20 protein-coding genes are annotated in these 17,745 nt (G+C 37.7%); 4 read left to right on the top strand and 16 right to left on the bottom strand.

Features of this window, described 5'->3' with window-relative positions; genetic code table 11:
* From BLP50_RS11570 to BLP50_RS11560, 3 genes are all read right to left on the bottom strand, one after another.
* Positions 1 to 612 (bottom strand): hypothetical protein (locus BLP50_RS11570; RefSeq protein WP_090154902.1); only part of this gene is annotated, 612 nt, incomplete at its 3' end.
* Between the two features lie 27 nt (positions 613 to 639).
* Positions 640 to 1,044, bottom strand: a complete 405-nt coding sequence (locus tag BLP50_RS11565) for a hypothetical protein (RefSeq protein WP_090154900.1) — start codon at positions 1,042 to 1,044, stop codon at positions 640 to 642.
* A 239-nt stretch (positions 1,045 to 1,283) separates the two neighbouring features.
* The gene (locus tag BLP50_RS11560; protein WP_090154898.1) at positions 1,284 to 2,459 is read right to left on the bottom strand and encodes an iron-containing alcohol dehydrogenase; all 1,176 of its coding nucleotides are present in this window, start codon (positions 2,457 to 2,459) and stop codon (positions 1,284 to 1,286) included.
* A gap of 192 nt (positions 2,460 to 2,651) precedes the next feature.
* Between BLP50_RS11560 and BLP50_RS11555 the strand changes: the two genes are divergently transcribed.
* On the top strand, positions 2,652 to 3,578 hold the full coding sequence (locus BLP50_RS11555; RefSeq protein WP_090154896.1) for an aldo/keto reductase: 927 nt from the start codon (positions 2,652 to 2,654) through the stop codon (positions 3,576 to 3,578).
* A gap of 83 nt (positions 3,579 to 3,661) precedes the next feature.
* Here BLP50_RS11555 and BLP50_RS11550 read toward each other — a convergent pair whose 3' ends face one another.
* The 7 genes from BLP50_RS11550 to BLP50_RS11520 form a co-directional block, all read right to left on the bottom strand.
* Positions 3,662 to 4,792, bottom strand: coding sequence for a family 8 glycosyl hydrolase (locus BLP50_RS11550; protein WP_090154894.1), 1,131 nt, complete (start codon positions 4,790 to 4,792; stop codon positions 3,662 to 3,664).
* 6 nt (positions 4,793 to 4,798) lie between these two features.
* Positions 4,799 to 5,698, bottom strand: coding sequence for a carbohydrate ABC transporter permease (locus BLP50_RS11545; RefSeq protein WP_090154892.1), 900 nt, complete (start codon positions 5,696 to 5,698; stop codon positions 4,799 to 4,801).
* Between the two features lie 12 nt (positions 5,699 to 5,710).
* Positions 5,711 to 6,628, bottom strand: coding sequence for an ABC transporter permease (locus tag BLP50_RS11540; RefSeq protein ID WP_090154890.1), 918 nt, complete (start codon positions 6,626 to 6,628; stop codon positions 5,711 to 5,713).
* 117 nt (positions 6,629 to 6,745) lie between these two features.
* Positions 6,746 to 8,416 carry an extracellular solute-binding protein gene (locus BLP50_RS11535; protein WP_090154888.1) on the bottom strand — a complete coding sequence of 557 codons (1,671 nt, stop codon included), beginning with the start codon at positions 8,414 to 8,416 and terminating at the stop codon, positions 6,746 to 6,748.
* A 140-nt stretch (positions 8,417 to 8,556) separates the two neighbouring features.
* Positions 8,557 to 10,140 carry a response regulator gene (locus BLP50_RS11530; protein ID WP_090154886.1) on the bottom strand — a complete coding sequence of 528 codons (1,584 nt, stop codon included), beginning with the start codon at positions 10,138 to 10,140 and terminating at the stop codon, positions 8,557 to 8,559.
* On the bottom strand, positions 10,115 to 11,746 hold the full coding sequence (locus BLP50_RS11525; RefSeq protein WP_090154884.1) for a sensor histidine kinase: 1,632 nt from the start codon (positions 11,744 to 11,746) through the stop codon (positions 10,115 to 10,117). The genes BLP50_RS11530 and BLP50_RS11525 overlap by 26 nt, the downstream gene beginning before the upstream one ends.
* Complete coding sequence (locus BLP50_RS11520) at positions 11,743 to 12,366, bottom strand: DUF624 domain-containing protein (protein WP_090154881.1); 624 nt, start codon at positions 12,364 to 12,366, stop codon at positions 11,743 to 11,745. Before BLP50_RS11520 ends, BLP50_RS11525 begins: the two co-directional genes overlap by 4 nt.
* 228 nt (positions 12,367 to 12,594) lie before the next feature.
* Between BLP50_RS11520 and BLP50_RS11515 the strand changes: the two genes are divergently transcribed.
* Genes BLP50_RS11515 through BLP50_RS11505 form a run of 3 tightly spaced genes read left to right on the top strand, consistent with a single transcriptional unit; the run spans position 12,595 to position 14,256 of the window.
* Positions 12,595 to 13,482, top strand: coding sequence for a CPBP family intramembrane glutamic endopeptidase (locus tag BLP50_RS11515; RefSeq protein ID WP_090154879.1), 888 nt, complete (start codon positions 12,595 to 12,597; stop codon positions 13,480 to 13,482).
* Positions 13,439 to 13,873, top strand: coding sequence for a LytTR family DNA-binding domain-containing protein (locus BLP50_RS11510; RefSeq protein WP_176753769.1), 435 nt, complete (start codon positions 13,439 to 13,441; stop codon positions 13,871 to 13,873). The genes BLP50_RS11515 and BLP50_RS11510 overlap by 44 nt, the downstream gene beginning before the upstream one ends.
* A complete protein-coding gene (locus BLP50_RS11505) occupies positions 13,873 to 14,256 on the top strand; it encodes a hypothetical protein (RefSeq protein WP_090154874.1) in 384 nt (127 codons plus the stop codon). The genes BLP50_RS11510 and BLP50_RS11505 overlap by 1 nt, the downstream gene beginning before the upstream one ends.
* Positions 14,257 to 14,405: 149 nt before the next feature.
* Here BLP50_RS11505 and BLP50_RS11500 read toward each other — a convergent pair whose 3' ends face one another.
* From BLP50_RS11500 to BLP50_RS11475, 6 genes are all read right to left on the bottom strand, one after another.
* Positions 14,406 to 14,837: a flavodoxin gene (locus BLP50_RS11500; RefSeq protein WP_090154872.1), complete on the bottom strand. Its 432-nt coding sequence runs from the start codon at positions 14,835 to 14,837 to the stop codon at positions 14,406 to 14,408.
* 24 nt (positions 14,838 to 14,861) lie between these two features.
* Positions 14,862 to 15,470: a DUF3793 family protein gene (locus BLP50_RS11495; protein ID WP_090154870.1), complete on the bottom strand. Its 609-nt coding sequence runs from the start codon at positions 15,468 to 15,470 to the stop codon at positions 14,862 to 14,864.
* A 262-nt stretch (positions 15,471 to 15,732) separates the two neighbouring features.
* Positions 15,733 to 16,521, bottom strand: coding sequence for a class I SAM-dependent methyltransferase (locus BLP50_RS11490; RefSeq protein ID WP_090154867.1), 789 nt, complete (start codon positions 16,519 to 16,521; stop codon positions 15,733 to 15,735).
* A 38-nt stretch (positions 16,522 to 16,559) separates the two neighbouring features.
* Complete coding sequence (locus BLP50_RS11485; RefSeq protein ID WP_090154866.1) at positions 16,560 to 16,943, bottom strand: VOC family protein; 384 nt, start codon at positions 16,941 to 16,943, stop codon at positions 16,560 to 16,562.
* Positions 16,944 to 16,977: 34 nt separating this feature from the next.
* Positions 16,978 to 17,163: a hypothetical protein gene (locus BLP50_RS11480; RefSeq protein ID WP_090154864.1), complete on the bottom strand. Its 186-nt coding sequence runs from the start codon at positions 17,161 to 17,163 to the stop codon at positions 16,978 to 16,980.
* A 19-nt stretch (positions 17,164 to 17,182) separates the two neighbouring features.
* Positions 17,183 to 17,731 carry a putative ABC transporter permease gene (locus BLP50_RS11475; protein ID WP_090154862.1) on the bottom strand — a complete coding sequence of 183 codons (549 nt, stop codon included), beginning with the start codon at positions 17,729 to 17,731 and terminating at the stop codon, positions 17,183 to 17,185.
* Between the last annotated feature and the right edge of the window lie 14 nt (positions 17,732 to 17,745).

Raw genomic sequence — 17,745 nt, 5'->3', positions numbered from 1 at the left:
CATATCTTTCAACTGATATTTTTCAGGCAAATATTTACCAAGTATCATTCCCAAATTTCCCGGTACTATAACTTCTACATATGTAATAGAAGTTCCTTCTGAATCCGGTTTAATAGCATATACTAATCCAAAATCTTTATCTGCGTCGATTGCAAGAATTGAATAATCCTCTGGTTCTCCTGACACATTAAACAGGCCTTTATATTGATCATGTTCTTTTTGATATAGTCGCTCCAATTCTGTTTCATATTCTTCTTGCGAATAAGTTACAGTAAGATACCCAACATATTGTGCGTCCCTAGGATTGTAATATGTAAAACTAAACTCATCTACATTCATTGAATCTGTAATTTGTTCTGGAAATATACTTTCATCCATTCCCCTTTTATTAGAATATTCATCTTCACAATTTACACCAATATAGTTTGTATAGTTTTCAACATCGGTATATGTGTGTTTTCTTGAGAACATTGCATCACCAATCAAAATAAACATTGCAATGAAATAACCGACTATTTGAAAGAGTATAAATAAGGATATGATACCCACTATAATTATTCCAACTTTAGCGGGTAGTGATTTATTTGAAAAAAAATTTTTTTCTTTACCCATAGTAACCCTCCCCTTCTTCATAAATTATTATGCTACTCCTAAATACCAAACAATATTATATGCTTCCACTCGTCCTGAATCTAAGTTGTCATCTAAATCAATTCCGTCTGCTCCATGATTAGCAATATCCAAAATTCCCTTTGCAGCAGCTCCTGCTCCTGCCACAACCGCTGCAAGAGCTGCCGGAACACCCAGATACAATATAACTGCATGAGCATGAATTTCCTTTGCAACATCTGTCTGGGACATATTTATACAATATCCCTGCGCCTTAAGGCTCTTTGCCTTTGTTAAACAAGCGCTTCTACTTAAATATGATACCGAATTTGCAAGATTGATGCCTTTACCTCCTTCTACATATTCCATAGTATTCTCGTCCATAGCCACATAATTAGATGGCATCGTTAATAATGTTGAATAAATTTTTTCCATTTTTTCTCCTTTTTTAACCTTTTTAAATAATCTCATTCGCGACTAAAATTACTCCATATATATATCAATGCATTTGATATCTAGCTCTTTAACCTCTCTTTCAATATCTTACTCATTTACTATAACATGTGCATCATCTATACAATATATAAATGTGATGAACAACGTTATTTTTGTGATAAACAACGTAAAAGGCAGGTGCTAAACGCACCTGCCTTATATTATTAACCGTTTTATTTTTAAACCATCATCTTATAAATCTTTGTGCAATCCTCTTCATTAAGCTTTATGAAGCCTTCGATTGTACCATCTCTTCCATCGCCTCTACAAAGGACATTTACAAGCTTTGGAATATCTTCTTCCTTTGCTCCAAGCTCTGCAAAATTAGATGGCATTCCAATTGAGATAAGGAACTTCTGGAGTGCATTAATTCCAGCAAGAGCTGTAACCTCTGGGTGCTCGAAATCCATCTGGCAGCCCCATACTCTAACAGCAACCTGAGCAAATCTCATTACATTGTGAGACATCTCATATTTAAATACTGCTGGCATTGTAACTGCAAGTCCTGCACCGTGAGCACAGTCATAAAGAGCTGAAAGCTCATGCTCGATTGAATGACTAAGCCAATCCTGGCTACGGCCTACGCCACACATATTGTTGTGAGCAAGTGTGCCAGCCCACATAATATTAGCTCTAGCCTCATAGTTGTTAGGATCTGCAATAACTCGAGGCCCCTCATGAACCATTGTAAGAAGCAGAGCCTCGATTAGTCTATCTGTAACCTCTACCTCTTTTGTATTTGTAAGGTAACGCTCATAAAGGTGAGCCATAATATCAGTAATTCCTGCCGCACTCTGATATGGTGGTAATGTCTGAGTAAGTGCAGGATTTAAAATACTAAACTTTGGACGAATAGCATCTCCGCTGGCACCTCTTTTAAACATACCCTCTTCCTTTGTGATTACTGAATCAGGGCTGCCCTCACTACCAGCCGCTGCGATAGTAAGAACTGTTCCTACGCTAAGAGCCTTTTCGATTCTCTTGCCCTGGTAAAAGTCCCAGAAATCTCCATCGTATACAGTACCAGCTGCAATAGCCTTAGATGAATCAATAACGCTTCCACCACCTACCGCAAGAATGAAATCAACATTCTCCTTTTTACATAGGTCAATGCCCTCATATACAAGTCCGCTTCTTGGATTAGGCTTAACGCCTCCTAATTCAACATAAGCGACGCCCTCTGAATCAAGAGACTTTTTAACTCTATCTAATAGACCTGAGCGAACCACACTTCCTCCACCAAAGTGGATAAGTACCTTAGTTCCTCCAAAACGCTTTACTAATTCGCCAGCTTGGCTCTCTGTGTCCTTACCAAAAACAAAACATGTTGGTGAGTAAAATTGAAAATTATTCATTAGTATCCCCTTTCCCCAAAAAAGTTAATCATAAAAAGAGTATATTTAGTATCTACCCTTATTTCTCATTAAAAATTGACTCTAATTTTATCAAATTTTGATATATGATAAATCAAATATTAAGAAGAATTTGATTCCTTGGTATTTGTATAATTAAATAAATGTTTGAAAATATTTAAGGAGGCAATATATATGAAAATGTTGGATGTAGTTAACGGCCCAAAGAATGCATCGAGAATCATCCTAGGCTGTATGAGAATGCCTGCACTCAATGTGGATGAGGCAGCAAAAATCATTTCTACTGCTGCCGAAAATGGCATCAATTTCTTTGATCATGCTACCTGCTACGGTGATGGTGAGGCTGAGAAAAGATTCGGTGATGCTTTTCCTCTTACAGGCTTAAAGCGAGAGGATGTTATCATCCAAAGCAAGTGCGGCCTACACTTTGATACAAAAGAATTTAACTGGACAAAGGAAGACATTTTAAAGAGCACAGACGAAATCCTTTCTCGATTAAAAATGGATTATCTGGATGCACTTCTTTTACATCGTCCGGATTTGCTATTTGATCCAGAAGAAGTTGCCGAGGCTTTTGACAAGCTCTACACCTCAGGCAAGGTAAGGCATTTTGGTGTAAGCAACGTAACACCTGGTCAGTTAGAGTTATTAAAGAAGTATGTTAAGCAGCCACTGGTATTTAATCAGCTTCAGTTCTCACTTGACCAGTCACAGCTTATCGATGCTGCCCTTTATTTAAACAACCTTACTACAGACCGCTCGACAAATAGAGACAATGGAATACTTGATTATTGCCGCCTTAATGACATAACAATCCAGGCCTGGTCTCCTCTTCAGATTGGCATGTTCCAGGGTTGTTTCATTGACCATCCTGACTACCAGGAGCTCAATGATGTGCTTGCAGAAATCGGCGCTAAATATGGTGTGTCTAAAACTGCCATTGCTATCGCATGGATTTTAAGACATCCAGCTAAAATGCAAGCCATTGCCGGCACTATGAATCCAGCTCACCTTAAGGAATTCTGTGATGCGGCAAAAGTAGATTTGACTCACAAGGAATGGTACGACTTGTACCTTGCATCAGGAAAGTTCCTACCATAACATATAACGACGAAAAACCACTATCTACCCCCATGTAAGATAGTGGTTTTTCTTTGTTATGGATAAATATTAAAAAATATTTATTACCAAATCTTATAGTTTCCGCTTAAAGCCATAAATGCAAATAGGTACAGGCAATTGTCATAGTAGCGTCTATCACCTGTTCTAAGTGGTGTGTTGTAAAAATCCTCCACCGCCTTAAGTGAATATTCGTTGTCTGATGCCAGTGAAGCCTGGGCTATTGTGGCTGTAAGTCCAACTGGATGTAGTGCTTTTCCCTCTACAATAGTTCCGTCTACTTCATAGATTCCTCTAGAATCTTTTTCTGGAAGTGAATAGAAAAATCTCTGTAGATTGTTGGCAGTCTCTTTCGACCATTTTCCAAATTCTGTATCCTTATCAAACCATTCATAGTTTAATCCGATATTTGCAATTGTCCTGTATGCATCACTGTAGAACCAGTCATGTCGACCGCCAAATGTACCTGGCTCAACTACGTGAGGAGTACCATCATAGTTTCCGTATTCTGGCGATAATCCTGTCTTTGGATGACATGACTTTTTCAGATACTGTCTGCTAGCCTCTGCTGCCTTAAGCCAAAAACTTCTATCTTCCTCGTAGCAGTTGTCTGCAAACAAAGTGTAAAAATGTGGAAGATGATATGATGCATCAGTAAAATCAAGTCCTGGGACAAATTTAATAAGGCCATCATCCGTCCACATATTATGACCGCCATACAGCTCTTCATGATGTATGCAGACTTTTAACAACTCCTTTGCCATATGGCTGTAGTTGTAAATGCCCTGACCATCACCCCATCTATGGCTGGCAAAAATAAGTGCCATTGCAAAAAATTCTTCGCCATCTGGAGCTGGACCATCTGCATTCTTCCTACCGCTTGGATCTACTGACCAGGCAAAATATCCTTTATTTTCACCATAGTCCATGTACATATTTGTCATGGCCCAGTTCCAAAGCTGGTCAAATTCTTTTTTCTTATCAAGCTGTACAGACATCATCATTCCGTAAGAAATGCCCTCGGTTCTCGTGTCCACATTTCCTGTGTCCACCAGATAGCCCATTTTTCCATCTGCTGTTGTCTCGTAAAACTTGTCTGGTCCATAAAATATTTCTTCAAAAATATCGTATAGACGTTTTTCTATCTCTTGCTGATTCTTACCGATTTCCAAAAAGACATTTCTATAATTTCTCATAAAATATTACTCCTTAACACCACCAAGGGTGAGTCCTGTTACAAAGTATTTCTGTAAAAATGGATAAATACAAACTATAGGGAGCATAGTAACAATTGTCGCTGCTGCTCTAATAGATGTAGGTGTAATAGAACCTTCCGAATTTTTCATGGCCTCAGCTGAAGAGCTTTGATTTGAAACTGATGAAAGAAGCTTCATCAATTCGTACTGCAATGTTGTATACTGTGTTGACATTCTGTTGTAAAGCATTGCATCAAACCAAGAGTTCCACTGAAAGACAGCTACGAAGAGTGCCACTGTTGCATAAACAGGCTTGCAAAGCGGTGATATTATTTTTAGGAAGATTGTTGTGTAACCTGCTCCATCCAACTGGGCAGACTCTTCCAAGCTATCAGGTATGCCCCTCATGTAGGTCCTTATTACTAACATGTTAAAAGCAGATATCATTCCTGGAATTACATATACAGCAAAACTGTTTGTAAGTCCTAAAGATTTATAGAGGAGAAAGGTCGGAATTAATCCACCATTAACATACATTGTTATAACCCAAAATAGTGATACTGATTTTGCGAAAATAAAATTCTTTCTACTTACGATAAATGCCAAAATTGCATTAGTAACAAGCGCAAGTAATGTTCCAATTATTGTTCTTAAAACTGTAATATAAGCACCTGTAATCAAATTATCCTTCTGCAAAACAGTAGTATAATTTTTCAGAGTAAAAACTCTAGGCCATAGATATATTCCGCCTCTAAGGGCGTCTGTTCCTTCGTTAAAAGAAATAGCAAGTGTATTTAAAACCGGATATAAAGTAACTATTACAAAGGCTATCATAAAAATGCCATTGCAAATTCTAAATGCTAAATCAGCGCCGGAAATTTTTTTACGTCTTCTCTTCTGTTCCATTCCTTTGCCTCCTTAGAATAATCTTTCTTCGCCATGTCTTTTAGCGATATTATTAAATACCAAAATCAAACCAATACTTACCACACTCTTGAAGATACCAGCTGCTGTACCTAGAGAATAGTCAGCCTGACTAATACCCCATTTAAGTACATAGATATCAATTGTCTGTGATACCTTTTGAACAAGTCCATTACCCAGCAAGTACTGAATTTCAAAACCTGCATTTAAGATATTTCCTACATTCATAAGAAGTAGAATCATAATAGTAGGCTTGATTCCTGGAAGTGTAACATGCTTAATTTTTGCCCATCTTCCAGCTCCATCTATAGCAGCAGCTTCATAAAGTGATGGATCAATAGAAGTAATCGCTGCTAAATATATAATTGCATTCCAGCCAGTTTCCTTCCAAACATTTGCGAAGGCAACTATAGGCCAGAAATATCCTTCATGTGCAAAAAAATCAATAGGTTTGCTTATAATATGAAAATTCATTAACAATTCATTTATTATTCCAGAACCAGAAAGTGCATCATGTAAAATACCAGTAACAATAATCCATGATAAGAAATGAGGCAAATAAGATATTGTCTGAACTACCTTTTTGCTGCCTTTTGTTTTTATTTCATTTAAAAGAATCGCAAATAGGATTGCCATAACAAAGGTACAAACCAAGTTGATAATACCCATTGCGAAAGTGTTTCTAATTACACGAATAAAACTCTCATCTTCAAATAAAAATTTAAATTTATCTAGTCCAATAAACTCTGATTTAAAAACTCCAAGCACTGGCTTATAATTCTGAAACGCCATTAACCACCCTACAAGTGGCACATAATAGAAAATAAATCCGTATAAACAAATAATGGCAGCCCATACGATTAGAACTCTTTGATGCTTGAATTCAATTTTACTTAATTTTTTGGTTTTCATGATTTAAACTCCCATCTTTTATAGCTAAAAATCCTTGTTTTAGGCTATAAATAGGTATAATAATGGCGGGCACAAAAGGATTATGCCCGCCATGGGTTTTTTAACCTATTACACCTTTTATTGATATTTAGCTGCCATTTCTACTCTTCGCTCAAGCTCTGTCTGCATTTCAGAGAGGAAGTCCTCAGGCTTGCACTCATTATATACTTTCATGTAATCTTCCCAACCTGCCTCGAAATTCTCAGCCATAACTACCTTTGGAAGATACTCATGCTTAACCTCACCGATCTTGTTCCAAGCAACACCACCTGGTGTTGATATTGTAAGAGTCTGAGAATATGAATACATTGGGTACCAAGGACCTGGTGCTGGAGATGTACCAAGCATCTCAACATAAGTCTTAACACCATATGCATCGAAGCACTTCTTTAAATTATCTGAAAGTCCATCATAGAATCCATTTTCCTGATTCTCAGGCTTCATCGCATTCTTTCCATCCTGGCTTGTACCATTAAACTGTGGGAAGTATGAATAGAAGCAAAGGTGAGCAGCCTTGTAAGAAGAATCTGCACAATTTGTTCTCATCTCAGGTGTTCTATAATATAAGCCATCATCGCCTACTTCATAATCAACGCCTTCAACACCCCAGAATCTAAGATCATGAACATCCTGAGCAAGCAAATCATTTACAAACTGTAAAGCACCCTCAACGTCAGGACAGCTTGTTGTAATTGCAAGACCTGAAGAAGCATTGAATGCTCCGCCTGAGTTGTGCCACTGATTTGTCATACCCTCTTCGATAGTGATTGGAAGTGGAACATACTCGCATCCCTGCTTATCAAGACCTGCTGACTTGATAGCATCTCCTGCTGTATTGTAGAAATCCCACCACTGATCAATCATACCAAGTACACGACCAGTAGAAAGCTTAGCAATATACTCATCATATGTCTGAGTAAATGACTCCTGATCTACGATGCCCTTCTTATACTCCTCATTAAGCTTCTCAAAATACTTCTTAGCTGTTGGAGTTGTATTGTAGTCAATTACTGTAAGTGTTTCAGGATCAACGATTACTGAACCATCATTTGGATATCCATCAAGGAACTGTGGAGCATTCTCTAAGCAGAAATATCTCCAGTCATCACAAAGGATTGTGTAAGGGATATTTGCTGTGCCATCCTCCATTGTTGGATTTGCCTCATTGTAAGATTCAATCAAATCAAAATACTGATCCATTGTATGAACTTCTGGATATCCTGCCCACTCTAATACTCTTGTCTGAATCCAGAAAGCCTCGTCATTGTGCTGACAAACTCTTTCCTCTCCATTAATCTTAGAGAACTGTGGAATCCAGTAAATATGTCCATCGCTCTGACGGAGCATATCCCATTCCTGATCAGTAAAGTAATTTCTGATATTTGGGTAATCATCATAGTACTCATCAATTGGAATAAGCGCACCAGCTTCATAAAGCTGAACTGAACTATTTCCACCATCGATAAAGTCTGGATACTCGCCACCGGCAATAAATGTACCAACTGCTTCCTCAGCAGACTGACCTGTAAGCCATGACTCTTTTACCTTGCAGCCTGTCTTTTCTGCAATGAGACCTTGGATCTCATTGTCATTATTAATCTCGTTTCCTGGAACAGCAAAAAAGGCGGTAAACTCCTTAATACCGTCTGCATTGACTGCACCGCCGCCACCTGCTGATTTGCCACATCCGGCAAACATAGATGAAAGCATGCCAGTGATTAATAAAGCACTAACTAATTTTTTCTTCATACAAAACCCTCCTGTTATAATCGGGAGCCCTCTCCCTAACCTATGTCAATATTGTATTTTTAATCTTCAAACAAAACATCCGATAAACTATAGAAAAAAAGGGGAGAAATTTTATATTTTCTCCCCGAATTTTTTTATATTTATCCAATATTTTTCTTGTATTTTGTAGGTGTACAGCCCTTTGCCTCAATAAATTTATTTACAAAGTAATCTGCATCCTTGTAACCTACTGATTCTGCTATCTCATATACCTTCATATCAGTTTTTCTAAGCAATTTTGCAGCCGCCTCAATTCGGGTTCGGTTTAAATAGTCTTTAAAAGAACAGCCGCATTTTTTTCTAAATAACTGACCTAGATAAGCGGAATTAACATAATATTTTTCACTCAAATCCTTAAGTGTTAAGTTGGACGAATAATTCTTTTTTATCTCATCTTCTATTTTTACTAAGACACTACATGATACGTTTTTACGAAGCTGACACAGGTACTCACTATAGGCATATGCCATCCTGCAAAGATGAGTCTTACTGCTTCGACTAATGTCTTCTTCAGAGGTACTCTCCGATATAATTCGAAGAATCTCCTCCTGATTGACCTCACTATCTAGCTCGCTTGCCAGATGAATAAGTTGGAACAGCAGATAGTTAACATTCAAATCGATTGTAGAGCCTGTCACTCCCATCTTTTGCATTTCTTCGTAAAAATCATCTACGCATTTACGAATATTAACATGCTCTCCTGTTTCAATTGCATTTATTAACATATCAAGCTGCTTTTTACATATTACAAGTCCAGCTTCATTCACCTTATATTCTTCTTCATAAAAATAAATATCTTTTTTAGCTCTAAATCCCTGAAGAGAACGAAGCATATTTGCTGTGCCATAGGATTTTGAAACATTTCTGATTCCAGACACCATCTTTCCCACCAGCATGGTGATAGATAAATTGGTGTTAGAAACAATATAGTTATAAAAGCCCCTCAGGTAGTCCTCCCTGGTCGACTTAATCTTTTGTGCCATAAAGCTACTATATACAAAGCCTATATCATATATCTGGCTATTATCAGAGACATCTCGAATGCAATACATGGCATCCTGCTTCAGATAATCAATCACTGCCTGATATATCTTATCAAGTCGCGTTCTCTTATCCTCGTCAGAGCACTCCTCTAGACAGCCACTATCATTTAACTGTATTTCCACATAGCATTTTTCATCATCCACAGGAACTTTATCTTCTATGTACTCTAGGTCATTTACGTCATATTTTCCGCTGAGCAAATGCATCAATGTGCGCTCCATCAATGCCTTTTCCCGCTTGATACCATTTTTCTCCTTGGATGTTTTTTGTTGCGCCAAATCTGTAATTTTCTTTAACAGGGATTTCAGTTGGTCCTTTTCAACAGGCTTTAAAATATAGTCCGTACAATGGTAATGAAGCGCCTGTCTGGCATACTCAAACTCTGCATACCCACTTAAGATAATAAAGTAGGTATCCAGGTTTAATTCCTCCCGGATTTTTTTCAACAACTCAAGTCCTGTCATTACAGGCATTTTAATATCTGCAATTATTAAATCTACAGAATTTGACTGTAAATACTCGTATGCTTCCTCACCATTTGAGGCAGTATGAACTTCAAATCCTGCCTTGTCCCAATCAATAAGAAGCTGTAACCCCTGTAAAATAAACGGTTCGTCATCTACCAACAATGCTTTTAACAACCCTATTCCCCCTTGACTTTACATACTTAACTGGAATACAAATCTGTACTAGCGTTCCAGTACCTACCTCCGAATCTAAATCAAATAACACCTCATCATCTGAAATCATTTTCAATCTAAGACAGGCATTTGCAATCCCCACTCTGCCTGAATCTTTCAGTGTGCTAATACTAGATGAGCGCATCTTATTTAAAAGGTCCAATCTAATGCTCTCATCGATACCATTTCCTGTATCCTCAACCTCCATGATCAGTGTATCTCTGTCAATATAACTTCTGACAAATATCCACCCAGGTGCTATCTTGCTTTCAATTCCATGAACACATGCATTCTCCACAAATGTAACCAATGACAGCTTTGGTATAAATAAGTTTTTGCATTCATCAGCAACATCTATTTCAAATGAAAGCCTGTCTCCAAATCGATATTTCTGTAACCGTAAATACGAATCGACAAACTCTATCTCTTTTTCGATTGTGATACTGTCCTCGCTCCACTCGGTGTACTGTCGCTGAAGCTTAGCCAAATGCCCCACCATTTCTGATGTTTCATTTTCCTGCTTAATCAGTGCATGCATCCTTATGCTTTCTAGTGCATTGAACAAGAAATGTGGATTAATCTGGCTATGAAGTGCCAGTAGCTCTGCATTTTTCTTTGCCATGACATTTTCCTGCTCTTTCAGCTTGGCCTGATAAGCAGCATATATTATTCCTGCAACGAAAAATGGCAAAATAATATTTACAACAGCAAGAAGTAAAAACTGATACCATCTCGCCCTCATTACACTGACAATGTCCTTGTTGTTATTTACAATTTCAATGTAGAGAGTCTGACCATAGACTTCCACCTGATCCACATAGGATGGATTAAGACCCGCCTTTAAACTGTACTTCTTGTTGACGTTACTATATTTTCCATTTGTCAAAAGGATTCTTTTATCGTCGCAAATATATGCAGGATTTCCGTAATTCAGATTGGCAATATCATTGTTGCACTTGCTGTAATCTATCGTGATAACAACAAAATTATCAGGATCTTTTCCGTAGTAATTTAGCCTTTGATAATAATAAATTTTTCTCTGATCATTCCCCTCAGGTGTCATGCGACTTCCAAAAACAAGGCCCTTATTTAGGTCTGTTTTTTTCATCCACTTATACCAATCCATGTCATAAGCCTGATCTATTTTTTGAAACTCAGCACCATTTGTAATAGTGTCATTGTCTATATAGAAAGTAAATGTCAGTCCTGACTGGCTCTCAACCATCTGTAAAAGCGTGTTGTCAAAAAAACTTTTTCTGGAATTGTAAAAGTCCAAATTGGATGTATATTCCTTAGTCAAAAAATTGTCCACATACATGCTGGTGTATATGGCATTGCCAAGCTTGGCCGCCTGATCAACCTGATTAAAAAAGGTATAATGAATGGCATTAGCTTGGTTCTCTAGCAAGTGTTCCTGCGCTGTCTTCTCATACCTGTATGCACTGGATACAAACATGCCATCCACTAAAAGCATTGGCAAAATAATAAATAATGTGTAAAAGATAAAGAGCTTTTTTGTGCTGGCGCGGTTTATTATTTTTCCAAATAAAGAACTAATTAGATTCATTGTTCGCTGTCCTTATATAACATCTCCAACTGCCCGTTAAATTCTTTGCTTATGTAGTACAAGGTCACTGTAGTTGCAAAAAGCCATATTGCAAGCCCCCACTGTATATACCACGCGCAAATTAAATATGGCAAAAACACAAAAATAGCAATTAAAACCATCCTAGGAAGGTTCACAAGTGCCATCAAAATAGATGCTTTAAATAGTTCCTTTAAAGTCACCTTGAATCTGGCTTCAAATACAAACATACAATAGCAGCTAGCCCAGACAACAAAGCTGATAATGCCAAGCATAACTTTTAATGGAAATGGCATACTCTGGCCTTTGCCGTAAAGTACGTTGTACCAATCAAACACCAGGATTACTCCTAGCACAAGAAATACCAGCCAGGCTGCTGTAACCTGAGAAAAGTTTTCCCTAAATGACTTGAAATAACTTTTTACTGCCCTTGGTTCTTCCCCTCTGGCAATTTTCATTGATGTATAAAATTTTGCAGTATGGGCTGCCCCCATTGTGATTATAGGTATAGATAAAAATAGAGTGAGCAGATTGATGATTATATAATCTGTAACCTTCCCCAAAAACTCCATCAATTCACTATCTGGACTGAAAATTCCCATAGCATACTACCTCCCACTTTATCCTAAGGATAAAAAAAATCCCCTCTCATATCTACCGACAAAATTTAAATATTAACAGGAAAAAGTATGGCATCTCCCATGGTTGCTCTAGAAAATTTGTATCTTGGTATAGCTATTTTGCATCTTGGTAGTAGAGCTCTTGATGACATCTTTTTCCTATGATAACTTCGAAAAAACAGACATTCAAAAAAGAAACGAGGTAGAAAAATGAACCACAAAACAATTAAAAACCCCTTATTTATGGTATTTACCATTTACATTTTTTACTATCTATTACACATTCTTGAATATTTTGTTCTAAGAACAGACCAAACCTGGGTTGGCGAAGCTATCATTCACAAGCTGCTGGGCATCATTATCATGGCCATCATAGCCTGCAAGCTAAGGATTTCAAAAAATGAAATCGGATTTAAAAACGGTAAACATTTACTATATATTTTACTCGGTTTAGCTTTTGGGTTGGGCGTATTTTTTATCGCATATGGGGCTGAATTTTTACTTTCACTAAATAATGGAAATTTTAAATCATTTGAATTGTATGTGAGTGCCTATGCAATCGATTCAAATATTGGCAATAGAACTGAACTAATCTTCTTTTTGATTTGCATCATTGGAAATGTAGTCAACGTAATTATGGAAGAAGGAAATTTCAGAGGTCTTTTTCTTAGAATTCTCGAGACTAAATATTCATTTTTAAAGTCCACTGTTATTTCTGCTATCCTATTTGGATTTTGGCATGTTGCCGGGCCTATTAGAAACTATGTTGATGGAAGACAAAGCCTTAAGGGAATGATTATAACCTCACTTTTTATGCTTGTGGTAAGTGCACTGGTTGGTTTAAAATTTACTATGTTGACAAAGATTACTGGAAGCCTATATATGTCTATGAGTGACCATTTTGTCAACAACACCATCGTTAATATTTTACATGTTGTTACAAATACCGGTGCCGATGAGCTGATGACAGTTAGAGTTTCCATTGCACAGACTGTCTCTTTCCTGTTGGTACTCATATGGTATTTCATGTGGAGCCGACAAAATGCAACTTACAATGAAAAACAGACAGGATATCGAGAATCCTGCAGTTACAATTGAGTATCGCGAACTGACAGAAAATGTCAAAAGAGTCTGCGACTTTGTCCGCGGAATTGACAAGACCATCCTCTGCAAAAAAGAAGGACAGTCCTACTCTATTTCTGCTGGTGATATCTATTACATAGAAAGTGTGGACAAGAAGACTTTTATATACGACAAATCAGATGTCTATCAGACTAATCTTCGTCTAATCGAATTAGATGAAATGCTTTCTAACGTTGGGTTTGTAAGAGTTAGCAAATCAACTATCCTCAATGTAGAAACACTTTCTAGCGTTAAGAATCTAGCCAACTCAAAGCTTGAGGCTGTGCTTACAAACGGTGAGCGAATCTGTGTAAGCAGAAAGTATCTCAAGGACATTAGAGAAGTGCTTATAAGGAGGAACCGATAATGCGAAAAAATATCCTTAATATATTTGCCATGACCGGAGTCACATTGGTTGTACTTTCTCTTGTGGCCCTTTGCTACAAGGCTTCTTTCCTCTGTCTTGATACAGTTTTCCAAGCGCTAGGCGTTAATGCACTTATCTATTTTGGAGTATATATCATTAACAAATTTGAGATACCATATTTTCTTTTGGAAACCACAATAAAACTTATTTATTCAATTGGGCTCATACTTGTCTTTGGGATGATTTTCGGCTGGTACGAAAGCCTTTCAGTTACAGTTTTGACAATCATGTCACTGGCCATACTTTTGATATGCACATTCCTTGATACCTTAAGCATCAATGGTGAGATAAACGAAATCAATCAATTGATAAAGGATAAATAGATTTTCTAATTGAGAAGCTTATTATAGCTTCTCTTTTTTTTTGCAAAAAAATTCCTCCAGGCACTGGCATACCTGGAGGCTGTAAAAGGAGTCTAATAACTTCCCTAAGAAACCCGGTTAGAAACTCAGGGAAAGGAAATAAGCTTTTATTAAATTGCAGCTAATGCTCTACCAAGCTCTTTGCAAGCTTCCTCAGCTGCTCCATCTGGAGCTTCCTGGCAGATAACGCCTTCGCCGCCAACTACTGTTGCGCCTGCTGCTGTCATACGATCAACCCAGTCGCGCATCCACTGTCCATCTCCCCAACCATAAGAGCCGAAAAGACCGATTGTTTTACCTGAAACAAAACCTTCCAAATCTGTTACGAAAGGCTCCATCTCACCTTCTTCAAGAACCTCAGCTCCCATTGCTGGGCAACCAAGTGCGAATGCCTTTGCATTCTTTAACTCATCTATTGAAGCATCGCCAACGTAAACAACATTTGCCTCTCCACCAGCTGCTGTAACACCAGCACCTACTGCATTGGCCATGCTCTCTGTATTACCTGACTGTGACCAAAAAACTACATTTACTTTACTCATGACATGTTTCTCCTTTGTCTTTGTTTAGCTTGCTAATGATGCACGGGACTGTTCACTAATAATCTGATTTAATGTATATCCCTTTGAAAGCATGCAAACCATATCATCTTTTGTTTCGTCGAAAAGTTCAAACAGCTGCTTTGTCCTATTAGCGTCCCCGTATACCTTCCAGTAACCAGCTATTAAGAACCCATCGCCTTCATTTTCGATGAAGCCCTTTACATCACACATTGGGTATCCCAAAAATGCGCCCATCTCGTGTGGAAAGTTCTTTCTGCTTTTTACGAAATCCTCATATCTCCTTTGGAATGTCTTAAGACAAGCACCAAAGCAATCAATGTCGTAATCATAAGAAGCAAGAAAACTTTTGACCTCATCTGATTTCAAGTAGCTTATAAGCATATCCCTCTTGAATACAAGGAACACAACTCTGTGCCTATCATACACTAACCGATACCCCACTAAACCGGTGTGACGTAGTATCACTCTAGCCTGCTCTTCTAAGTCCTTTGGGAGAATAAGAAGATTCGATGTCTTAAGTCCCGCTAGTGTAGGTGCACACTGTAGTACAATCTGAAGTTCAACCTTGCGCCTATCCATGGAACAAACTATCTCAAATACTTCTTCGCTCATAATCTACTCTCGTCATTTGTATTTCGTTAGCTCTTACTAACTGCTGTTATGATAATCTAACATTAGTTGCAAGTCAACAACTTTTTTTCTTTTGAGAAATCATATCAACAAGCCCTCTTGTTTTTCTTTTTTTGAGTGTAAATAGTTACTATTCACAGTAACTCTCCCGCATTCATAATGGAAATCTTTCAGACTTCTTTCTCAGTGCCAAAGCACTTAACATTAAAAAAGAGCTATCGCATTTGCGATAACTCTTTAACTACTATTTCACTTGTAATTCTGCATAGGAAATATAGTGCTTAACATTGAATCTTTCAGGGGCATTATTTTGAAGCATTTCCATATGCTCCTTATCCCAAAGAGGGAGTTTTTTCTCATCCATAGATGCACCCACACCTCGACACGCACGCATTCTCCCATGCCAGCCTTCTCTCGTAAATGGCACATCTACTCTGAATTCTTCTCTTTTTACCAGATCAAAATATGAATACAATTCCTCTGGTACAAAAACAGGTTGCACCTTATCCTTGCAGCCGGTCCATGTAGGATTATATTTTAATATTATCTCCTCACTTTTGCCTGCTATCTCATCCTCATATGGAAGCCATCCCATATATAAAATCAGGAGCTTGCCACCTGGCTTTAGCATCTTGGCAAAATTTTCAGGAAACACTTTGGCATTGAGATACCATATGCATTGGCACACTGTAATAACATCAAATGTCCCCGCCGGATAGTCCACCTCTTCTGCAGGGCATGCGTAAAAATCAATATCCATACCCTGCTCTGCTGCAAGCAATTTTGCCTGCTCTATTTGATTTTCAGAAATATCTGTACCTGTCCATTTGGCACCAAATCCATACATATTCCTAGGCAGAACTCCTGTACCAGTACCTATATCAAGCACACGCTGCCCATCCTTGCACAATCCCAAATCCAATATGCACTTATAAAACTCCTCGGGATAAATATCCCTGTACTTGGCATAATCCTTTGACGCCTTCCCCCAATCAAAAGGCCGCCCCGCATCAATACCATTGAGCTTGATCATCCTTCACCTCATACTTGTACGCTTCTGCTGCGCAGACTCTAGACTGTGATTTCTATCTGATTGCCTTCAATGCCTACAATACAGCTTTCATAGTAGCCATCGCCAGTTGTTCTCGGTCCGCTTACTACTTCATAGCCATCTTCCTTGAAACGTGCTGTAAGACTATCTACTGCCTCAGCACTTCCCAGCGAAAATGCAATATGAATATAACCAGTTCTATTAAGAGTTTTCTCTGCTTCTTCCATCTGAGGCTTTTTCATAATCTCAAGTCTTGCCCCATCATCAAAGCTTATAAAAAATGATCTAAAATCAGTATTCTTATTATGATAGCCATCATTTGATTTGCCATCTAAATACTTTACAAAAAAATCTCTAGCCCCCTCCAAGTCATTTACATACATTGCAATGTGTTCAATTTTCATTATTCTAGCCCTCTCCTTTTTATGATGTATATATTTAGTCTAAATCCTCAGGCCATTTATCGCCCACATCTAGACCATTTTCCACAAGCCACTGATCTTCCACTGTTACATAAGATTCATTCCCTAACTCATCCACCAGTGTTACTGATACTGTCGGCTTATTTTTGGTACTTTCCTCACAACCAAAATCCCCATCAAAAATATGCTTTATTACTTTCATCTTTGACCTCTATTTATATTTAGATATTGCTTCCAAGCCATATTCTGCTTATAAGATCTATTATAAACAATACCGTAAATACGATAAAAAATGTATTATGAATTTTAGAGGATCTATACTTATTTTGCAATTTAATTATTGCTGGCTGAATCAGACAAATTGCCACCCATATCATAAGTCCAAACATCAAATCTGGAACCAACGCAATTCGCCCCTGAAAATTCATAAAATATCCTGTGTAATCCCACATAGGAGTGCCTATTGTAGCATCAATAATATAGCTTGCCACAAGTTCCGCCACTGTGGCCACAACTGTGCCTACTATAAATACCCAAAGTGGCTTCTTTACTCTAAGAATCTTGAATATTCCAAGTATTATAAAAAATCCAAATCCATATATTGGCAACCATGGTCCAAATAGAAAGCCTCTATTAATAAATCCTCTATGGTGATATATCATACAGCACCACACTGATTCATATACCCATCCTAGAAAGCAATATAGCAGGAAATATTCCATATAATCGCGAAATACATTCCATAGTTTTATTTTCTTATCATTATTCATTTTTCTCCCCTTTT

Source organism: Pseudobutyrivibrio sp. AR14, from assembly GCF_900101325.1.
Classification (GTDB): domain Bacteria; phylum Bacillota; class Clostridia; order Lachnospirales; family Lachnospiraceae; genus Pseudobutyrivibrio.
Note: the sequence above shows the minus strand (reverse complement) of the source record. Positions and strands in the feature narration are given on the sequence as shown.